The following is a 19,252-nucleotide window of genomic DNA, read 5'->3' as shown; positions in this document are numbered from 1 at the left end:
TTTATACCCGCTGCGGGGTTTGTTGTCGGGGGGGGGGGGGGGGGGCGCCGCCCCCCCCCCCCCCCCCGCCCCCCCGCCCCCCCCCCCCGGGGGGGGGGGGGCCCCCCCCCCCCCCCCCGCGACCGTCGGTCAGTTGCGCACCCGACAGCGCAGGTGGAGCACCCGGTTGCCCTGGATCACCACGTCCGGGTCCTCCAACAGGTGCTGCGCGTCGACCGACCCGAAGTAGCGCTTGCCGGACCCGAACACGACGGGTACGACGTCCATGCGCACCTCGTCGACCAGGCCCGCGGCTAGCACCTGGCCACCGACGTCGCCAGCGGCGACCTCGACGATGCGGTCACCCGCGAGCTCCTGCGCCCTGGCCACGGCTGCCTCGACGCCGTCGACGAAGCGAAACGGCGCCTGGGGGTCCCAGCCCTCGGGCGCCGGCCGGTGCGTCACGACGACCACGTGGTCGACCCCGCTCGGAGGCTTCCCGTCCCAGCCGTCGGTCAGGTCGAAGACGTGGCGGCCGGCGATCGTCACCCCGATCTGGTCCCAGTACGGCCGGGTGTAGTCGTACGACATCTGCGACACCTTCAACGCGCCGCTCTCGTCCAACGGCACGTCACCGCTGAGCAACCAGTCGAACAGCGGTCCGGGCTGGTCGTTGGCGTCGGCGATGAAGCCGTCCACCGACACCGAGCTGTACATGACCACCTTGCCCACGGACTCTCCTCTGTTTCGGGGTGCCCTCAAGTTAGCGTGTCGTGAGCTGCGGCTCTTGTAAGAAATCAATCGGCCGGCAGCGGCCAGCCGTCCAGCGTGTGGCCGGGATGTTCGCGCAGGAAGCGCCGCCGGACTTCGGCGTACCGGGTCGGTGTGAGCCCGGTGAACGCCCGGAATTCGTGGCCGAAGTGGGCCTGGTCGAAGTAGCCGGCGCCGCCGGCGACGTCGGCCCAGTCGATCGGTGCGGCGAAGTCGATCGCGAGCATGGTGGCGGCGAAGCGCTGGGTGCGGGCCAGCCGCTTCGGCGTGACGCCGACGAGTTCCTTGAACCGCTGTGCCAGATGGGTGCTGCTGACACCGGCTGCCACGCTCAGGTCGCCGATCGCCACCGCCCCGCCGGTCGCCGCGATGACGCTGCTCGTGTGGCGGACCAGCCCCAGGCCGATCGTCTCGCGCAGCCGTTGCATCAGCTCCTCCTCGAGCAGCGTCAGCATCTCGCGCGGTCCGTCCGCCGCGTCCAGTCGATCCCGCAACTCAGCAACGGCGGGTCGGCCCCACACCTGCTCCACCGTCACCGGCCGGTCACACAGTTCGGCCGCGGGCATCGGCAGGAACGGCGCCAGCCCCCACGGCTTGACGTGCACGCCCACCGACCGGGTGTGGAGCGGGTAGCCGAACTCCAGCGCGCGGGTGGGTACGGTGACCACGCAGCCGTCGGCGTACGCGGCCGTCTCGATGTCGGTGCCGGCGCGGATGTGGAACGGTGCCCCGAGGTTGACGATGAGCAGCGCCCCCGGCATCGGCGGCAGCATCAGCCGGGCGTACGGCGGCGCGCCCTCCAGGTAGTAGAGGTCGTCGACCAGCGCGTCCAGCGGGGGTCGCGGCACTCTGGACACGTACCTCATGCCGACAGTATCGCCACGTCCCCGCCCGCCGGCGAACAGGCCTGGGACAGCCGCTCGATGAGCTGTCCCAGGCCTGCCGTGGAGATGGATTACCCCTGGTGTCGGGTCAGTAGCGGCGCAGGATGCGCTTGTCGGCATCCAGGCCGCGGTCCAGCTTGATCACGATGAACTCGTTGTTGTCCGCTTGGCCGGCGGTGCGGCCCGAGGAGGACGGGAAGTTGTTGTCGTTGAGGACGGCGATCGTGCGGTCGTCCAGGATCACCACGTCCTCGATGGTCTGGAACGGGAACGTGAAGGTGCTACCGAAACCGCCGACGTGCCGCGGGTTGGCGATGTTCATCAGGTCGGCGACGAGGGTCTTGTCGAGGCGCCCGTCCCGGTTCCGGTCGCGCTTGTCGGCCAGGTAGATCTTCTTCACCTTCGCCGTCTCACCCTGGCCGTTGTCCCGTTCGATGATCAGGAAGCGATCGCGGTCGACCATGATCGCGTCACCGATCGCGTGGTCGGCGGCGTCGAGCGCGTACGTCCAGCGCCGACCGGTGTAGGTGTTGGTCCTGACGTCGAACTCGTTGAGCCGAAGTGTGCCCGTCGGGTCGCCCGCGACCGTGCCCTCGAGCAGCGGATAGAGCGTGGCCCCGTCCGGTGACTGGGCCATGCCCTCGAAGCCCTTGCTGCTGGAGAGATTGGCCGGGGTCGTACCGCGGGTCGGGTTCTCCGGGGCGAACACGCCCGGCAGTGGCACCGGCGCCTGCATCAGGCGGCCCGCGCGGTCGAAGTGCAGCAGGTACGGACCGAATTCGTCACCGATCCAGTACGTGCCGTCGGCCGTCCGACTGATCGACTCGACGTCGAAATCGGCACCGGTGAGCACGCGGTCGGCGCGGGTGAGGGCGAACGGAACCTTGCCGTACGGATCGGTCAGGTTGATGCCGCCGACAACGTCGACGGCGCCGCTGGCGAAGCCGGGCGCGACCCGCTGGACACGCAGCAGGAAGTCGGCACTGTTGGCCTTGTTGCCGAAACCGTTGTCGGACAACACGTCGAAGGTGCCGTCGGCGTTGCGAAGGACGCCGCTGAACCCCTGGACCGGTTGGTCGGCGAACGGCGGGGTGATGCCGTTGATCGGGGCAGTGCCGAGTGACGAGCCGGATGGTTCGCTACCGGGAACGAACGTCGCCGCCGGCAGCATGGCGAACTTGATCAGCTCGGCTCGGTTCCGCGTACTCTGCTCGGCTGCGGACGCGGCGCCCGGCAACGTCAGGATCAGCGCGGCCACCGCGGCACCCAGGCCCACCCGCTTGCTTACCGCCATCAATCCTCATTTCGTCGGGAGCGAAGGACCACCTACGTCTCGGCGGTGATCCGATGGCAAGGTAGAGAGACGCGGTGAACTCGGACTGGCCAACGGGCATCCGCGCCCGAACCGTGCGGTGACCCTTCGAGGCGACACCGGCGTGCCGGACGATCGCACGACCGGTGCCGTCCGGACGGGGTCGCCGGAAACTTTCTGAAGATCTTTTGTGGTTGACGGCAACCTGCGGGCGGCGGATCGCATGTACCCGGGTGTAAGCGACGATCGCCACGATCCATAGGGGTCCGGAAATGTCTGTACGTCCTCTTCTGCTCCTGCCCTTCGCCGCCGTCCTGTTCGCACTCCCCGCCTGCGGCGCCAAGCCGGCACCTGGCCCCAGCCCGACCGCGTCTGCTCCGACGTCCGCCGCCCCCGCCACCGGTGCCCCCAGTGCGTCGTCCGCGGTGGCCGCCCCGGCGGGTGGGAGTGCCGAGTGCCCCACGGTGGAGGCCCTGCAAAAGCTGGTCGAGCTGCCGAAGGGCTCGTCTCTCACCACTGTGCAGTGCGTCAAGGACTGGGCGGCGGCCGATCCGCAGGGCCCGAGCACGGGCGACGGCGTCTACCTGTTCCACTTCGTGGCCGGCACGGGCTGGAAGTACTCCGACCAGGGCAGCGGATGGGACTGCAAGGAACTCGGCCTCAGCGAGCCGGCGCCGTTCTGCGTCTCGGATCCGGTGAAGACGGCGCCGAAGCCGGCGTCGAAGCCGGCGACCAGTGCGGCCGCGAGTGTCCCGTGCCCTTCGGCGCAGACCCTGGAGAAGCTGGTCGAGCTTCCGAAGGGTTGGACGTTCGGCAGTGTCGAGTGTGTCGAGGACTGGGCGGGAGCCGATCCGCAGGGCCCGACCGCCGGTGACGGTTGGTACCTGTTCCACTTCGTGGCCGGTACGGGCTGGAAGTACCGCGGCGACGGCAGCGGTTACGACTGCGTGGACCTCGGCCTCAAGGAGGCGCCGTTCTGCATCTCCTGATCGGGTAGACCGCGGTCGCTTGCTGTGGGGGCACACCCGATACGGTGTGTCCCACAGTCAACTGGCCGCATCGACGCCGCCGCTGCCTGAAGGACTTTGGGTACGTGGGGGGAACGAGCGGGGCATGGCGGACTCCATTGACGATCTTTTCTGTGAGTTCGTTCGGACCCGCTCTCCCGCGTTGCTGCGGACGGCGTTCCTGCTGACCGGTGACCGGCACCTCGCCGAGGACCTGGTGCAGGATGCGCTGGCCCGTACCCATCGGGGTCGGCGTCGGTTGGATGACCCGGGGCATTTCGAGGCGTACACCCGTACCGCGATGTACCACCAGCATGTGAGCTGGTGGCGGCGTCGCAAGGTGGCTGAGTCGTTGCCGGGGGAGTTGGCCGACGTGGCTGAGCCTGGCAGTGATCATGCTCGTCGTACTGATCTGAAGTTGGCCTTGCACCAGGCTCTCGGCCGCCTCACCCAGCGGCAACGTGCCGTGCTGGTGGTGCGGTTCTTCGAGGACCGCAGCGAGGCTGAGGCCGCGGAACTGTTGCAGTGCTCGGTTGGCACGATCAAGAGTCAGACCAGCAAGGCGTTGGCGCGTATGCGGGAGATAGCGCCTGAGCTGCTGTCGGCTGTGCTGGAGGAGGCCTGATGACCGACGACCTCGGGCCGCTGCGTCAGGCCATGGCCGATCTGAGCGAGCACGGCGGCACCGCTGACATGTACGAGCGTGCCCTGCGCACATCGCGGCAGGCGCAGCGGCGAATGGCGGTCACCACCGGCGCCGCGGCCGTGGCTGTGGTGTTCGCCATCGGTGCCACGGTCGCCGTCGCCGCCAACCGCCGGTCCGACACCCCATCGCCACCCGCCTCCGCCCCCACCAGTGCCGGGTCCCAGGGTCTCGGGTGTCCGTCGACGCAGACCCTCGGGAACCTGGTCGAGCTGCCCGAAGGCTGGTCTTTCGCTCCCCGGGACGTGGAGTGCGTCGAGACGTGGGCGGCTGCCGACGTGCAACGGCCGGACGCCAGCAGCGTCATCTACCTGTTCCATCACACGGCCGGCACGGGCTGGCGATACCACGACCAGGGCAACGGTTGGGACTGCACGGACCTCGATCTCACCGAGCCGGCGACGTTCTGCACCCCCTGACCGCCTGCCCGGAGGGAACCACGTCCGCGCGGATGCGCTGCCTGGCTAACGGGACGTAACGGGGTCGACGCCGAGCAACTGCGCGACGACGTCCGGGCGATCCAGCGGCACGATGTGGCCGCAGCGGGGAATCAGCTCGCCGGACAGGTCGTCGGCGATGGGGGCGAGCTGCCGGTAGAGCAGGTCGCCGACGACGTTGCCGCCGACGGCCAGGGTGGGCGTGGTCAGCCGGCCGGTCGCGGCGATAGCTGCCGCGTTCTGCTCGGCGGCGCGGTAGTAGCCGAAGCCGCAACGCAGCGCCTCACGACCGGTGTACGCGCTGACGAACGCGTCTCGGATCTCCGGGGGCACCCCCCGACGTTCGAAGGTGCCGGCCAGGAGGAACCAGTCGAGGTACGCGGCCTCGTGGCCTTCGAGCACCGTCTCGGCCAGCCCAGGGGCCGAGTGGAAGCCGAACCACCACGGTGGTGTCGGGAAGCCACCAGGCAGGCCGGGCAGTGCCGCCTCCATCAGCACCAGGCGACGCACCCGGGCCGGGTGCAGGGCGCCGAGCAGGAAGGCGGCGGGTACGCCCGCGTCCAGGGCCACGACCTCGGCCTGCTCGACCCCGAGCGCGTCGAGCAGGCCGAGCATGTCGGCGGCGCCGGTCGCCGCGTCGAACCCGTCCTCCGCGCGAGCACTGTCGCCGAGCCCTCGCAGGTCTGGTGCGATGACGCGGCGCCTCCCATTCAGCAGCGGCAGCACCTCGCGCCAGACCTGCCAGGTGTGCGGCCAGCCGTGCATCAGCAGCACCGGTGGACCCGCGCCATCCAGGGCGACGTTCAGCTCGGTGCCGTTGGTTCGGATCTTGCGCAACTCCACGTCTGACCTCCTGGCAGTTACCATTGGTTACCTGCTTACCATGGGAGATGCCTGATGACTTGGCAAGACAGCACTTTCGCGTCACCTGGTGAGCCCGGGGTAACCGGGGACCTTTTCAGCCCAGCCTGCCCGACCCGACAGCTGCTCGACCGGATCGGCGACAAATGGACGTCGATGTTGATCAAGGTGCTGGCGGAGAGTCATCCGGCGGAGCTCGGGTTCGCGGAACTACGCCGCCGTGCCCCTGGAGTGTCGAACAAGATGTTGTCGCAGACGCTGCAGAGCCTGTGCCGTGACGGTCTGGTCACCCGCCGGGTCGAGGCGACCGTGCCGCCGCGTGTCCATTACGCGCTCACCGACCTGGGTCTGTCCCTGGACACCCCGCTGGCAGCGGTCCGGGCATGGGCCGAGCAGCATGTGTCAACCATCGAAGCAAGTCGTCGCAGAGCTGACCAGTAGTGGCGCCCTGAGGCGCCCGCGGGTTCGTACCGGGACGGCCTTGGCCCGCCGTCAGCGCAGCGGGTACGCCGTAAGCCGGTCGGCGAGTTGCTGTGGGTGGCTGAGTGCCACCGCGTGGCCGCCGTCGATCTCGTCGGGGACGATGCCGAGCCGGTCGGCGGCCACCTGGCGCTGGAAGTCGGCCGGGAAGAACTGGTCCTCGCGTGCGATGAGCACGGTCGTGGGCACGTCTGGCCAGGCGCGCAGGGGCCATGGCTCGTTGCCCTCCGCGCTGACCTGGTCCCTGGTGTGTGCCGCTGCCTCGGCGACGATGTCGGCGGGCACGCCGTTATAGAACTGCTGCTCCTCGCTGAGCCCTTCCGCGCCGCGGTAGGCGGTGTTGGCCCACCAGTCACCGGGTCGCTCCCCGGGCTTGGGGATCATCGGCGTGAGCAGGACGAGCAGCCGGACCGGTAGCTTGTCGGCGATGAGCGGTGCGGTGAACGCGCCGTACGAGTGCCCGACGACCACGAGGTCGCTCCGGTCACCGATCGCGTCGACGACCGTCTGTGAGAACTCGGCGAACCCCGCGGATTTGTCCTCGATCGGCAGTTCCGGTGTCACCACGTCGTGGCCGTGGCTGGTCAGCTCAGGACCGAGGAGGTGCCAGTCCCAGGCGCTGCCGCCGCCTCCGTGGATCAGTACGAAAGTCGCCATGCCCCGAAGCCTCACACCCGGGTACGACAGCCGCCGCCCGATGTGAGCGCGCGGTCGTGCAGCAGGGTTGGCGACGTTCAGGTATCGGACCACACTGGCACGAGCCCACCCTCCGCGCGGTAGAAGAGATACGGCCGGAGGTCTGGTGACCCGGTCAGTGTGCGAGACAGCATGGACGGGTCGCCGACGGCGGCGAGGAATGGTTGGGAGGCGAGCAGGTCGCGAAGGCCGGAGAACGGCCATGGGGCGCCGAGCAGTCGTCGGAGCTGGACCAGAGTCGTCACGGCTTCCGGTGGCACCCGATCGACGTAGATGTCGGCGCTGGTGGGCAGGTCCCAACTCGCCGTCGACTCGCTTCTTCGACAGCCAGGCAGATGTTCGGTGCCAGGGCCAGCAGAGTTCACCCCGGCCAGGCCACGCCACCAGTCCTCATCGATCCTCAGCTCACCGGTCTCCAGCACCGCGTGCTCGAACCACTCGGAGTCGACAGGTGCAGCCACTCCGGAGAGAGCGACAGCAGCGATCTCGTCGGGCAGACGGACGTCGTGCTCTTCGACGTAGTGGGCCAGGCCCTCAGGCCACACGAAATGCTCTCCGTCGGTCTGCTCGGTGCTGCCGTTCGCGGCACCACAGAGTCGGCAGACGGACACGCCCGCGGTGGCGGTGAAGACCGTGCCGGATCGGAGGTACGCCGCCACAGCCCGTCGCAGAGTGACGTTGGCGTCGGCGGTCACAAAGTCGCAGACATCGGGCAGCGTTTCCGAAACCGCCGGACCGTCCCAGTATCCGATCAGCCGGAGAACCTTGGTCATCGTCACGCACATCCCACGACGGAAGTAGGGACGGTCACGGTAGCAAGTGGTGTTGACGGACGCAGGGACATGCCGGCATGCCCGCAACTGCGGCCTCGGTCAGCCTGTGAAGTGCGGGGCTCACCCCCGCTGCCTCGCCGGAGCGCCTCCGGGGACCGGCGGACTGGCGTCCGGTGGGGTGTCGATCTCGCTCCAGCCGAGCGCGACCGACCGCCGGCAGCGGCCGGGGTCATCGCCGTGGGCAACGTAGATGGCGGTCAGCATGGGAACGCCGAGCGCGAAGGCTTCGACAGGCAGCGGGCCGGACGTGATCAGCGAGGTCAGGCCATGTCCGATGGCCCAGCTCTGTGTCGCCAGGTCCGTCGGATCGACATCCGGACGTAGCCGGCCGGCGGACTTGGCGCGTTCGATGGCGTGGACCAGGTGCAGCAGCGTCCCGTCGGCCTGCGCCGGGTCGTCGAGTGCGAACCCGTCGTCGAACATGACCCGGTAGAGATCGGGATCGGCTGCGGCGTTGGACACGTAGGCGGCTCCCATCGCCGTGAGGTCGCGGATCGGATCGTCGGTCACGGTGACGATCTCGAGACGATCGGCCAAGCGGCGGAACCCCTCCTGGCGCAGTGCTCCCCACAGCCCGTCCATGCCGCCGAAGTACGTGTAGACCGTCATCGTCGACACGCCCGTACCGGCGACCAGGGAGCGGAGGGTGACCGGTTTGCGGACGCGGAGCAGGTGGGCGGCCCGGGCGATCAGCATCGTGCGGATCTCGGGGTCTCTCGGCCTAGGCATGGTGGGCAGGATACATAGCGCTGCTATCGTACGCGGGACGTGCCTGACGACGAGGAGTGGTTATGGCTATCAAGCTGTTCAACCCCGACGGGCTGCCGAAGCCCGACGTGTACCGGCAGTTGTCCATCGCGGAGGGGTCCAAGCTCGTTTTTCTGGCCGGTCAGGTGGCCCGCGACGCCGACGGCAACCCGGTCGGCACCGGTGACTTCGCCGCACAGGTGGAGCAGGCCTACCTCAACGTCGGCCGGGCGATGACCGAGATCGGCGGCTCGTTCGACGATGTCGCGAAGTTGACGATCTATGTCGTCGACTGGAGTCCGGAGAAGTACCCGTTGCTGGGCGAGGGGGTCGGGCGTGCGGCCGCGAAGCTGGGCGTCGACCCGACCAAGCCGATCACCCTGATCGGCGTCGTCGCGCTGGGGGAGCCGGACCTCATGGTCGAGGTCGAGGCCATCGCGGTCCTGGACTGACCTTCGCCTGTGGAGGCCCGGCCGGGCCTGGGGGAGCGTTGCGGCCAGCGGTACACAATGGGGCAATGAAGCGAGAGGTACGCCTGATGCGGATCACCGGGACGCGCGCCAACGGCGCGGTGGCGACGGGCGCGGTGGCGACGGGCGCCCGGGCTGCGGGTGCGGCGTCGGTCGGCGCCCTCGCCGTGGGGGCGCTGGCCGTCGGGGCTGTGGCCGTGGGGGCGCTCTTTATCGGGCGGCTGGCGATCCGCCGGGCAGTCGTGCGGGAGTTGCGCGTCGGTCGGTTGGAGATCGACGAGCTGGTGGTGCACAGCCGACCCGATGCCGAGGCGTAACCGCCCATCCACCCCGTACCCGCTGGTCGAGGCCGAGTGGCTCGTCGGCCCCCGCGTCGCGCGGTCGGAGCGGCCCGGCTCCTCGTCAGGTGACGAAGATGCAGAAGGGGTGCCCGGCCGGGTCGGCGTAGACCCGGAACGGTTCGTCGGGACCGTCCTTCTGATCGGACAGCAGCCGACCGCCGAGGGCCAACACCCGGTCGTGCTGCGCCTCCAACTCCTCGATCGAGGCCACGCTGAGATCCAGATGGAGCTGTTGCGGCACCTGACCGTCCGGCCACGTCGGCGGCGGCAACTGGTCCACCTGCTGGATGGCTAGTTGCGGGGCGCCGTCGGTGGTCCTCAGCACGAGCCAGTCGCGACCGCGCTCGTCCGCCTGCCCCGGCTCCGGCGGCTCGTGACCAGGCTTGTACACCAGGCCCAACAACGACCGATAGAACTCCGCGAGCGACCTGGCATCGGTGGAGTCGAGCACCACCTGACACAGCTTCGGGGCCTTCTTGCCGTCAGTCACATCGATCACCTCCGAACGCCCATTGTGCACGTTCTGATCGTCGCGCCCGGCCGGTCCGGCCCGCCCTTCGCTGGTTCCGCTCGCCGCCGGGAGTGATCGGGCTTACGTCGTGCCGCCGCTACGGCCGTCAGCGGCGATGAGCGTTCTCGACCAGAGCCGAGGCGACGTCGCGCAGCTTGCGGTTGGTGTCCTGGGACAGCTTGCTGAGGACGGCGAAGGCCTCCTCGGGAGTGCAGCGGCGCTCACCCATGAGGATCCCCTTGGCCTGTTCGATCACCGCCCGACTCTCCATCGCCTTCTGCATGTGCCCGGCCAGGGTGGCCTGGGTCTCGTACAGGTGGGCGTTGGCCAGGGCAACGGCGGCGAACCCGGCGAACGTCTGAGCGATCGTGATCGCGTCGTCGTCGAAGGCTGCGGGGGCGGTGGCGTAGATGTTCAGGGCGCCGGTGACGTGCTCGTGCACGGGTAGGCCGACCGACAGGGAGCTGTGCGCACCGGCCTCGGCGGCGGCGTGGGCCCAGCCGGGCCACCGTTGCTCGCTGCCGGTGTCCGGCACGATCAGGCTGGAGGTGCTTTCCGCGGCTTGCAGGCACGGACCGTAGCCACGTTCGTACTGCTTCTCGTCGAGGACGAGGGCGAGGTCGCCGGTGAACGCGGTGGTGTGCGGTTTGTTGCCGTGCAGCAGGGTGACGCTGACCTCGCTGGCCCCGGGGATCGTGCGCTTGGCCAGTTGCGCGATCTTGTCCAGCAGGACGTCGAGGTCGATGTCGGCGAGTCGGATGCGGCCGAGCTCGGCGAACGCCTCGTGCGGGTCCATGGGTGCGACGTGCGTCATCAAGGCGTCCTTAACGAGGGCGCGTACCACCACCAGGCATCTGGTGGGATGCGCGGATCGCTGCAGGACTCCTGATCCGGAGTCCGGGATCCGCGCCGCTTTTTGACGCTGGTCTCGACGACGCCCATCCAAGGCACCGTGCCACAGGGCCACAGCATATCCGTGCCCGAACGCCGGCTGTCACCCACCGCCTGCGCCCCTGCCCACCGCCACGGCCCGTGCTCGGCTCGTACGGTCCAGGAACCGGTTCGCCACGGCGCGCGTATGGTGAGGGGTCTGTAGTCGACGCCAGCAACCGTCGACCGAACCATCGTCAAGAAGCGGCGTAGGTCTAGGACTCCCCTCTGGAGGGCTACAGCAACCTACGCAGACCGGCGCCCACCGAGGGCCGATCGGTGCGCCTTTCTCAGGACACGCCTATGGCGTACAGCCATCCCATCGAGCCCAGCAACGCCTTCGCGGAGCTTGGGCGGATCATGCCCGGCAAGACCAGCCTTCGCGACGTGTTCCAGCGCGTCGTCGACCTCACCGGACTCAGCATCCCGGAGGTCACCGAGGCGTCGGTCAGCCTGGTGCAGGGCAAGGAGGCCCACACCCCGGCCTGCACCGGTGGCCTCGCCCTGGCCCTCGACGAGTCGCAGTACGAGCTGGGCCACGGCCCCTGCCTGCAAGCCGCCGCCGCCACCACCATCGAGTCGATCACAAACATGGCAACCGAGAGCCGCTGGCCGGACTGGACAGCCCGCGCGCTGCGCGCGGGAGCCCACAGCTCCCTGTCCATCGGCCTGCCGATCCACGCCACCATCGGCGGAGCACTCAACCTCTACGCCACCGAACCCCACGCCTTCGACGATCACACCATCGCCGTGGCGCAGACCTTCGCCAGCTACGCCAGTCTCGCCATCGCCAACGACCACCTCGACAACGCCAGGACGACCCTCTCCCGACACATCGACGCCGCCATGGACAGTGGAGCTGTCATCGAACAGGCGAAGGGCATCATCATGGGCGATCGGCGCTGCACGGCCGACGAGGCCTTCGCCGTCCTGACGACGACGGCGCGGAACACCACGCGTACGGTCCGCGACGTCGCTCGTACCCTGGTGGACCGCACGGCTGTCAGCCGCGCCCAGGTCACCGGCGGGCCGTGAGCACCCCGGCGGTCGCCACCAGTGTCCCCGCCAGGAGGTACATCCAGCGGTCGTGGGCCGCGTTCCAGCCGTCGCCGGTGCCGACGAGGAGAGCCACCGAGGCCGGCAGCAGCGCCACCACCGCCATCCCCAGCAGCAGCATCGGGGCGGCGAGTGGGCTGGCGATCCCGCGCGGCGACCGTCGCCAGCCGACTGCCGACGCGAGGAACGCGACCGCCGCGACGGTCGCAGCCTCACGGGTCAGGTCCGGGTACGGCAACGAAGCGGTCTCCGGCCCGGACCGCGTCACCAGCAACGCCGCCGCCCAGCACGCACCACCGATGACCGCGGCGGGGACCGCTCGTAGCAGTGCGCCGAGCCAGGCCGGAACCGGCAGGGTCTCCGTGGTCGGCTTCGCGGCGTCGTCGAGCGCGAACGTGACGCCGAGACCGATGCAGGCCAGCACCAACCGCAGCAACGTGATGTGCTCGTCGGGAGGCAGGACCGAGCCGGTCACGGCCGGTGGGGTCACGATCGCCGCACCGACGACCCCGGCCGCCAGCAGCGGCGAGATCCGCGTCGCCCGCAGCGTCGGCCAGACCAGCGCCGCCACCGTCCGCAGTCGTCCACCCCGCCTCGGCACGAGCCGGCCGGCCGCCTGCCTCGACGAGCCGATGGCGGGTACGCCGCTCACGGGACGCACGGCAGCGCTTCGTCGTCCGGCGCGAGCGGCTGGACCGGCACCCCGAAGATGGCACCGAAGCGCTCCAGCGGAGTCTCGGGCGCGGTCAGCTCGGCCCAGTGTCGCTCGACCAGCGACGGCACCTCGTCGGACTGCCGCTCCAGCAGCTCCATCGCCGGTGCCGCCGCCCGGTCGGGCGCCAAGATGCCGTACAGGCCCGATGTGTCGCTGAAGACGAGCGCGCCGGTGCTCGTCTCGTCCAGCGAACGCATCCCGGCCAGGGTGGTCGGCGACGCCCGCCCGACCAGCCACACCAGGAGCGCGGCCTGCGCCCCGCAGAGGAAGTTCCCCCCGTCGTACGCCTTCGCGGCCATCAGCCGGTAGGCAACCTCGGCGGCCAGGGCGGCGGCTGCCCGATCGTCGCCCCACGCGGTGTCGACCCGGACCGCCTCCGGGGTGCCCGCCGCCGCGTCATCGACCTTCCAGCCGGCCACCACCTGCATGGCCTCGGCGACGGACCCGGCGCCCCCGGCCGAGATCTCCTCGACGAGGGCCCGCTGCCGCACCGCGAGCGGTGGTCCGGACGAGGCGGCGCTGTCCGGCACCACCGCGCGTACGGAGGTCACCACCGACTCCCACCCGGGGACGAACCCATCGAACCCGTCGAAGTAGCAGTAGGTGACGTCGCCGCGCCTGACGCACGACTGGATGCTCGCCGGCCGGTCTTCGACAGTCGCGCGGGCCGCCGCCATGCCCGGGTCGGGTAGCGACTGGGTCACCCCTCCGCCGACGGTGAGGATCAGCCCGACGGCAAGCCCGGCCGCGACGACCGACCGCCGCGCGGTGGCCCGGGCCAGTACGGCCGCGACGAGCAGCACGGTGATCCCGACCAGGTAGGCGAGGTGCCGGGCCGAGGGCCGCTCGGAGACGCCGGCGGGGACCGGGACGGCGAACTCGCTGATGTAGACCGGAAGCAGGAACCGCCAGCCGGTCCCGACGAGGGTCATGGTGATCGCCGTGAACTCCAGCACCAGAACGAGCAGGACGAGCAGTGGGGCGATCAGCAGGGAGCGGATCAGGACGCCGGAGAGCACCCCGACCGCACCGAGGAGCAGTGTCAGCGCCGCCGGGGTCACCAGGGCGGCGACGTCGACGCTTCCGGCCGCACCCGGGAGCACTGCGGAAACCGCGACCCGGACGCCCACGAGCAGCAGGCTGAGGCCGGCCAGCGGTAGCAGTGCCAGCAGGAACCCGCCGACCCGCCAGGCTGGCGGCAGCACCAGCACGTCGTAGGACGCATCGACGTGGTGCCGGTACGCCCGCAGGGTGACGAGGTTCGCCACGATCAGCGCCGACCCTCCGAGGATCGGCAGCGCGAGCAGCTGGATGGTGATCAGCTCGTCCGGGAGCACCGGATATCGGTTGGCCGAGCCGGACAACGAGCCCCACAGCCACGGGCCGAGGAAGAGCAGCGCGGCCGCGACGGTGAGCGGGTGTCGTAGCATCCGGACCGACTCGAACCGGGTGAGTGCGAGCAGCGCTCGCCGACGCCCGGGTGTGGACGACGGCGTCGGACGGGCCGGCGTGGCGACCGTCAGGGTCGCGGTCATCGCGCACCGCCCGCGACCGCGGACGCCTCGGCGCCGGCGCCGACAAGCGTCAGGTAGCCGTCCTCGATCGACGGCTCCACCAGCCTCGCCCCGGCTGGCGGGTCGCCGACGTGACGGTACAGCCCCGTGCCCGTCCGCCACGACGCCAACGTCCCGGCCCGGCGCGCCGCGCTCGTCCACACCCGGCCGGCGGCCAGCCCGGCCAGCTCGGCCGGGGTGCCCTCGAACCGGACCCGGCCCCGGTCCAGCACGATGACCTCCTGGCACAGCGACATGACGTCCTCGGTCTGGTGGGTGGACAGCAGCACCGTCTTGTGCTCGCCGAGGTCGGCGATCAGTTCCCGGAACCGCAGCCGCTGCTCCGGGTCGAGGCCGACCGTCGGTTCGTCGAGGATGACGAGGTCCGGGTCGCCGACCAGGGCGGCCGCCAGCGCGAGCCGTTGCTTCATGCCGCCGGACAGGGTCCGGATCCGGGACCGTCGGCGGTCGTCGAGGCCGACGGCGGAGAGCACCCGGGCGACCTCGGTGTGCCGCGCCGTCCGGTGGGTGAGCTCCTTGAGGATCGCGACGTAGTCGACGAACTCGAACGCGGTGAACGACGGGTGGAAGCCGGGGTCCTGCGGCAGGTAGCCCAGCCGGCGCCGGACCGCGAGCCGCCCGGGTGGCGTGCTCGGGTCGTGGCCGAAGACCCGCAGCGTGCCGCCACCCGCCGGCAGGGCGGTCGCGACGATCCGCAGCAGCGTCGTCTTGCCCGCACCGTTCGGGCCGAGCAACCCGGTCACCCCGGTACGCAGCGTGAACGACACGTCCTCGAGCGCGGTGGTGCGCCCGTACCGCAGCGCCAGACCGTCTGCCTGAACGGCAGTCATGACATTCTCCTCGACAGGTGGGGGACGTGGTGGCGGTCGTAGGTGCCGCGCTGACGGGCCAGTGCCACGGCGGCGATCCCGCCGACGATCACGACGCCGACCTGCCCGGCCAGGGTGAAGACGAGCCGGTCGCCGAAGGTGGCGGCGACCACCGTCGCCCAGCCGACGCCGACGACGACCGCGGCCGGCCCCGCGCCGAGCCGAGCCGAGAGCAGCACCGACAGCACGGTCAGGGCGAGCGAGGGCAGGAACCAGCCGGTCGCGCGCAGCCCGTACTCGTAGATGAAGAGGCTGGCCACGGCGGACAGCGCGGTGGTCGCGGACAGGACCGCGAGGCACCGCAAGAGCAGTAACCGGAACGAGCGGATCGGAGCGACCACCGCGATCTCGTAGGTGGGGTCGATGCCGGGCGCGAAGGACATCGCGACCGCGACCAGCGGCAACAGCGGGGCGACCGCGAGGAACACGACCGGGTCGGTGAACAGGGCGATCGTTGCCGTCAACGCGGCCGTGACCGCGATCGCCACGAGCCACGACAGCCGCAGCGCGGGCGTCGCCGCGAGCAGCCGCGCGGTGTGATCGGGAACGCCGACCGCGATCATCAACCGTTCGACAGGCCCCGGCCGCGGCGCGTCCAGGGAGGCGTCGAGGCGGGCCCAGCCCTCGTCGATCGCCCACCGCAGGTCGGCGGTCGCGGCGGCGGCGAGGCGTTCGCGGCACTCACCGCACGCCGCCAGGTGCGCCTCCGTGGACCACAGACCAGGGGCGGCGAGGGTACGGGTGGCGTAGGCGCGCAGGTCCTCGTCGAGCAGGTGCCAGGTCATGTCAACTCCTCTCGCAGTTGCCGGCGGGCCCGCATCGCCCGCGTCTTGACGGTGCCGGCGGGGATGCCGAGCAGGACGGCGGCCTCGGCGGTGGAGAGGCCGTCCAGGACGGTGGCGCGGATGACCGCGCGCAACTCCGGGGAGAGGCGGGCGAGGGCGCCGCCGAGGTCGCCGTGTTCGAGGCCGATGAGCACCTGCTCCTCGGCGGACGACTCGTCCCGGCCGCCCAGGCGGGCCAGCAGCCGGCCGAGCCGGTCGCGGGACGTGCGGCGACGCAGTGCGTCGATGAGCCGGCGCGACCCGATCCGCCACAGCCAGGCGGCGGGGTCGGTGTCGCGGGGCCGGAAGGAGGCGGCGGCGCCGGTCCACACGGCGAGGAACGTCTCCTGCACGACGTCGTCGACGAGGGCCTCGTCGGCACAGCGGTAGCACAGGCGCAGGCGCAGCCATGGCGCGTGCCGGCGGTAGAACGCCTCGAACGCGTTCCGGTCGCCGCCTGCGGTCAGGGCCAGGAGGTCGGCGTCGTCCTGGGCGGTCATGCCTACCTATCGCAACGGCACCGAGTTTCGGTTCGCCATCCTGGCACGGCCTCCTGAATCGCCGGGCCCGCGCCTGCCGGAAGGCCGGCTGGCGGGGGCCCGGCGACGTGACCCGTCAGCGGCCCTGGAGGCGCTTCACGTTGTCGCCGAAGGTCCAGCCCTTCGACCCGTCCCAGTTCGCCGACCAGGTCATCAGGCCCTTCAGCCCGGGCACGGAGTTCCAGGCCTGCGAGACCAGCGACGTCGACAGGTGGCCGCCGCCCGCCCCGATCTGTGCGGGCAGGCCCGGGACCTGCTTGTCGTACGGCACGCGGATGGTGGTGCCCTGGATGGTGAGGCCGTTGTTGAGGCACTGTGTCTGCACCGTGAAGCCCTGCACGGTGCCCGCCGGGTACGAGTCGCCGTTGCAGCCGTACATGCTGCCGTTGTAGTACTGCATGTTCAGCCACCAGAGCCGGCCGTTGTCCACGTACTTCTTGATGATCGGCAGGTACGAGCCCCAGATCGAGCCGTAGACCACGCTGCCGCCGGTGACGTAGGCGGTCTCCGGTGCCATGGTGAGGCCGAAGTTCGACGGCATCCGGGCCAGCACGCCGTCGATGATCCGGATCAGGTTCGCCTGCGACGTGGACAGGGTGTTGATGTTGCCGCTGCCGGTCAGGCCGGTCTCGATGTCGATGTCGATCCCGTCGAAGTGGTACGCCGTCAGGATCGGCACGATCGTCGCGACGAACCGATCGGCGACCGCGGTGGAACTCAGGTCGATGCCCGCGGCGGCTCCGCCGATCGACATCAGGATGGTGGCGCCGGCGGCCTTGGCCTGGCACATCTCGGCCGGGGTGGCGACCTTGACGCCGGCGTCCATGCCGTTCTCCCAGAGGACCGTGCCGTCCGCGCGGATCACCGGGAACGCCGCGTTGATCACGTTGTAGCCGTGCTGGCTGAGCCGGCTGTCGGTGATCGGGATCCAGCCGAGACCGGGGTGTACGCCGTTGGAGGCGCCGTCCCAGTTCTCCCAGTAGCCCTGCAACACCTTGCCGGTGGGCCGCGACTTCACCGCGCAGGTCCCGCCGGTGGGGGGTGGCGTGGTCGGGGGCGGTGTGGTCGGGGGTGGAGTGGTGGGTGGCGCAGTGGTGGGTGGCGCCGTGGTCGGTGGGGCGGTGGTGGGCGGCGGAGTGCTTCCCGAGCACGCGCCCAGGTCACGCCACAGCGACGGGGTCGCGGCCGGGTTCCAGCCGGCGCCGGGGTGCGCGGTGTGGGTGACAAGTGCCTGGTAGAGCCGGCCGCCGTAGGTGACCTGGGCGCCCGTCTGGTACGTGGTGCCCTCGGCCCAGGCCGGGGCGGTGCAGGCGACCATCGGCACGGCATCCGCCGAGGACACGGCCGCCATGCTGCTGGGGACGAAGGCGACGGCTGCCGTGACGGTCATCGCCGCCCCGGCCACCACTGCGAAAATCCGACGGCTCCTCATGGCTCACTCCCCAGGCTTCGACGACCCGCGACCTCCACATATTGACGTTCGTGAAGTTTAATATCAAGGGTTGTTTACAGATTCGAGGAAGTGGGGGAGTTCGGCGGCGGGATCGGCGTGGGGCATCTGCTGTCGTACCCCTGTGGTGGAGTGCACGCCATGGGTGTGCTGTACGACTACTTCCGGGCCGAGGACGACGCTGCGGCTGTCAGGTTGGTGGAGGATTTCGAGGGCGGGCCGCTCGCCGTCGGTCACGGCGGCGCGGCCGTGGATGCGGTCGATCTGAAGGGCATCGAGCCGACGGTGATCCTCGGCCAGCTCGTGGGTTTCGTGCGCCAGGTCGACTGGAACGCGAGCCTGATCGGTACCGAGCTGGTGTGGAGCGAGGACGAGCAGGAGGGGCCGTGGCTGATGTCGCTCGATCGGGCCACGCGGGACACCCTCGCCTCCATCGCCACGCCGCAGATGCCGGAGTTGTCCGCGCGGTGGGGGCGGGTCGAGGAGTTGGCGCGGAGCGGTCCGCTACCCGACGACGAGATGCTCCCGGTCATCGAGGAGGTCACCGCCCTCGCGCAGCGCGCCCGGGACGCGGGTGAGGGCCTGTACTGCTGGTGCTCCCTCTAGAAGGGACGCGATTGCCGTTGCGGTGCCCGGTAGGATTTCGACCATGTGTTGCTTCGCCGCTTGGCGTACCCGCCGCTGAGGGTCGGCTTGCCGCCGTTCCGGCCGCCAGCCGGCCATCTGATGCCCGTTTTGTTGGCTTTCAGATCCTCGGCTTGAGAGGCACACTCACATGCGTATCCGCTCGTTTGTTCCGCATGACCTGGCCCGGCTCACCGAACTGACAATCGAGACGTTCGGGCCGTTCTACGAGGACTCCTTCCGCCCCCTCGTGGGCGAGGCGGTCTTCGCCAACCAGCACGGCACGTGGCGCGACGACTACGTCAAGCAGGTTGCCGGGCTCCACGACCCCGCCGAGCACCGGTACGTCGCGGTCGCTGAGATCGACGGTGCCGTCGCCGGCTACGTGGCCTGGGCAGTAGAACCCGAGCGCCGAAATGCCAGCGTCACGATCCTCGCCGTGTCCGCGCAGCACCGCCGGCTCGGCGCGGGCACCGTGCTGTGCGAGCACGCGTTCGCCGCGATGCGGGAACTCGGTGCCGAGGTCGTCATGATCGGCACGGGCGGGGACGGATTCCATGCCCCCGCCCGAGCCCTGTACGAAGCACTTGGTTGCACTCCGCTGCCGATCGCCGTCTACTACCGGGAGCTCTGATCTGA

Annotated in this window: 24 protein-coding genes; 9 read left to right on the top strand and 15 right to left on the bottom strand. The window is 70.3% G+C overall.

From position 1 onward, the window contains the following. Positions 1–129: 129 nt before the first annotated feature. The 3 genes from AB0C01_RS13515 to AB0C01_RS13505 form a co-directional block, all read right to left on the bottom strand. Positions 130–711, bottom strand: a complete 582-nt coding sequence (locus AB0C01_RS13515; RefSeq protein ID WP_357255308.1) for a dihydrofolate reductase family protein — start codon at positions 709–711, stop codon at positions 130–132. 65 nt (positions 712–776) lie between these two features. After that, the gene (locus AB0C01_RS13510; RefSeq protein WP_357571232.1) at positions 777–1,616 is read right to left on the bottom strand and encodes a helix-turn-helix domain-containing protein; all 840 of its coding nucleotides are present in this window, start codon (positions 1,614–1,616) and stop codon (positions 777–779) included. Between the two features lie 106 nt (positions 1,617–1,722). After that, the gene (locus AB0C01_RS13505; protein ID WP_357571231.1) at positions 1,723–2,928 is read right to left on the bottom strand and encodes an esterase-like activity of phytase family protein; all 1,206 of its coding nucleotides are present in this window, start codon (positions 2,926–2,928) and stop codon (positions 1,723–1,725) included. Positions 2,929–3,218: 290 nt separating this feature from the next. Here AB0C01_RS13505 and AB0C01_RS13500 point away from each other — a divergent pair, with 290 nt between their 5' ends. The 3 genes from AB0C01_RS13500 to AB0C01_RS13490 all read left to right on the top strand — a co-directional run bounded on the left by AB0C01_RS13500 (position 3,219) and on the right by AB0C01_RS13490 (position 5,075). Then, entirely contained in the window at positions 3,219–3,935 is a 717-nt protein-coding gene (locus AB0C01_RS13500) for a hypothetical protein (protein WP_357571230.1), read from the top strand. A gap of 124 nt (positions 3,936–4,059) precedes the next feature. Beyond that, the gene (locus tag AB0C01_RS13495) at positions 4,060–4,578 is read left to right on the top strand and encodes a SigE family RNA polymerase sigma factor (RefSeq protein WP_357571229.1); all 519 of its coding nucleotides are present in this window, start codon (positions 4,060–4,062) and stop codon (positions 4,576–4,578) included. Then, a complete protein-coding gene (locus AB0C01_RS13490) occupies positions 4,578–5,075 on the top strand; it encodes a hypothetical protein (protein ID WP_357571228.1) in 498 nt (165 codons plus the stop codon). Before AB0C01_RS13495 ends, AB0C01_RS13490 begins: the two co-directional genes overlap by 1 nt. 45 nt (positions 5,076–5,120) lie before the next feature. On the opposite strand, the gene AB0C01_RS13485 is transcribed toward AB0C01_RS13490, so the two are convergent. Continuing rightward, complete coding sequence (locus AB0C01_RS13485; RefSeq protein ID WP_357571227.1) at positions 5,121–5,936, bottom strand: alpha/beta hydrolase; 816 nt, start codon at positions 5,934–5,936, stop codon at positions 5,121–5,123. Positions 5,937–5,990: 54 nt separating this feature from the next. Here AB0C01_RS13485 and AB0C01_RS13480 point away from each other — a divergent pair, with 54 nt between their 5' ends. Further along, the gene (locus AB0C01_RS13480) at positions 5,991–6,395 is read left to right on the top strand and encodes a helix-turn-helix domain-containing protein (RefSeq protein ID WP_357255285.1); all 405 of its coding nucleotides are present in this window, start codon (positions 5,991–5,993) and stop codon (positions 6,393–6,395) included. Positions 6,396–6,446: 51 nt separating this feature from the next. Here AB0C01_RS13480 and AB0C01_RS13475 read toward each other — a convergent pair whose 3' ends face one another. From AB0C01_RS13475 to AB0C01_RS13465, 3 genes are all read right to left on the bottom strand, one after another. Continuing rightward, positions 6,447–7,091 carry an alpha/beta hydrolase gene (locus tag AB0C01_RS13475; RefSeq protein WP_357571226.1) on the bottom strand — a complete coding sequence of 215 codons (645 nt, stop codon included), beginning with the start codon at positions 7,089–7,091 and terminating at the stop codon, positions 6,447–6,449. A 77-nt stretch (positions 7,092–7,168) separates the two neighbouring features. Next, positions 7,169–7,903 carry a hypothetical protein gene (locus tag AB0C01_RS13470; protein ID WP_357571225.1) on the bottom strand — a complete coding sequence of 245 codons (735 nt, stop codon included), beginning with the start codon at positions 7,901–7,903 and terminating at the stop codon, positions 7,169–7,171. Between the two features lie 120 nt (positions 7,904–8,023). After that, the gene (locus AB0C01_RS13465) at positions 8,024–8,692 is read right to left on the bottom strand and encodes a TetR/AcrR family transcriptional regulator (RefSeq protein ID WP_357255277.1); all 669 of its coding nucleotides are present in this window, start codon (positions 8,690–8,692) and stop codon (positions 8,024–8,026) included. A 62-nt stretch (positions 8,693–8,754) separates the two neighbouring features. Between AB0C01_RS13465 and AB0C01_RS13460 the strand changes: the two genes are divergently transcribed. Further along, positions 8,755–9,162, top strand: coding sequence for a RidA family protein (locus tag AB0C01_RS13460; protein WP_357255274.1), 408 nt, complete (start codon positions 8,755–8,757; stop codon positions 9,160–9,162). Positions 9,163–9,227: 65 nt separating this feature from the next. After that, positions 9,228–9,497, top strand: coding sequence for a hypothetical protein (locus tag AB0C01_RS13455; RefSeq protein WP_357255272.1), 270 nt, complete (start codon positions 9,228–9,230; stop codon positions 9,495–9,497). Between the two features lie 85 nt (positions 9,498–9,582). On the opposite strand, the gene AB0C01_RS13450 is transcribed toward AB0C01_RS13455, so the two are convergent. Together AB0C01_RS13450 and AB0C01_RS13445 are read right to left on the bottom strand one after the other, a co-directional pair. Further along, the gene (locus AB0C01_RS13450) at positions 9,583–10,011 is read right to left on the bottom strand and encodes a VOC family protein (RefSeq protein ID WP_357255270.1); all 429 of its coding nucleotides are present in this window, start codon (positions 10,009–10,011) and stop codon (positions 9,583–9,585) included. Positions 10,012–10,138: 127 nt separating this feature from the next. Next, a complete protein-coding gene (locus AB0C01_RS13445) occupies positions 10,139–10,846 on the bottom strand; it encodes a GAF and ANTAR domain-containing protein (RefSeq protein ID WP_357255268.1) in 708 nt (235 codons plus the stop codon). A gap of 419 nt (positions 10,847–11,265) precedes the next feature. Between AB0C01_RS13445 and AB0C01_RS13440 the strand changes: the two genes are divergently transcribed. After that, a complete protein-coding gene (locus AB0C01_RS13440; RefSeq protein WP_357571224.1) occupies positions 11,266–11,997 on the top strand; it encodes a GAF and ANTAR domain-containing protein in 732 nt (243 codons plus the stop codon). Here AB0C01_RS13440 and AB0C01_RS13435 read toward each other — a convergent pair. From AB0C01_RS13435 to AB0C01_RS13410, 6 genes are all read right to left on the bottom strand, one after another. Then, positions 11,981–12,679, bottom strand: a complete 699-nt coding sequence (locus tag AB0C01_RS13435; RefSeq protein ID WP_357571223.1) for a hypothetical protein — start codon at positions 12,677–12,679, stop codon at positions 11,981–11,983. The genes AB0C01_RS13440 and AB0C01_RS13435 overlap by 17 nt on opposite strands. Next, the gene (locus AB0C01_RS13430; protein WP_357571222.1) at positions 12,667–14,268 is read right to left on the bottom strand and encodes a hypothetical protein; all 1,602 of its coding nucleotides are present in this window, start codon (positions 14,266–14,268) and stop codon (positions 12,667–12,669) included. Before AB0C01_RS13430 ends, AB0C01_RS13435 begins: the two co-directional genes overlap by 13 nt. Continuing rightward, positions 14,265–15,137, bottom strand: a complete 873-nt coding sequence (locus tag AB0C01_RS13425; protein ID WP_357255259.1) for an ABC transporter ATP-binding protein — start codon at positions 15,135–15,137, stop codon at positions 14,265–14,267. The genes AB0C01_RS13430 and AB0C01_RS13425 overlap by 4 nt, the downstream gene beginning before the upstream one ends. After that, positions 15,134–15,961, bottom strand: coding sequence for a hypothetical protein (locus tag AB0C01_RS13420; RefSeq protein WP_357571221.1), 828 nt, complete (start codon positions 15,959–15,961; stop codon positions 15,134–15,136). Before AB0C01_RS13420 ends, AB0C01_RS13425 begins: the two co-directional genes overlap by 4 nt. Continuing rightward, the gene (locus AB0C01_RS13415) at positions 15,958–16,500 is read right to left on the bottom strand and encodes an RNA polymerase sigma factor (protein WP_357571220.1); all 543 of its coding nucleotides are present in this window, start codon (positions 16,498–16,500) and stop codon (positions 15,958–15,960) included. The genes AB0C01_RS13420 and AB0C01_RS13415 overlap by 4 nt, the downstream gene beginning before the upstream one ends. A gap of 115 nt (positions 16,501–16,615) precedes the next feature. Continuing rightward, complete coding sequence (locus AB0C01_RS13410) at positions 16,616–17,971, bottom strand: glycosyl hydrolase family 18 protein (protein ID WP_357571219.1); 1,356 nt, start codon at positions 17,969–17,971, stop codon at positions 16,616–16,618. A gap of 90 nt (positions 17,972–18,061) precedes the next feature. Here AB0C01_RS13410 and AB0C01_RS13405 point away from each other — a divergent pair, with 90 nt between their 5' ends. Then, positions 18,062–18,595, top strand: a complete 534-nt coding sequence (locus tag AB0C01_RS13405) for a hypothetical protein (protein WP_357571218.1) — start codon at positions 18,062–18,064, stop codon at positions 18,593–18,595. Between the two features lie 169 nt (positions 18,596–18,764). Beyond that, entirely contained in the window at positions 18,765–19,247 is a 483-nt protein-coding gene (locus AB0C01_RS13400; protein WP_357571217.1) for a GNAT family N-acetyltransferase, read from the top strand. Positions 19,248–19,252: the final 5 nt, after the last annotated feature.

The organism is Micromonospora sp. NPDC048905 (assembly GCF_040649655.1).
Taxonomy (GTDB): Bacteria; Actinomycetota; Actinomycetes; order Mycobacteriales; family Micromonosporaceae; genus Micromonospora.
Note: the sequence above shows the minus strand (reverse complement) of the source record. Positions and strands in the feature narration are given on the sequence as shown.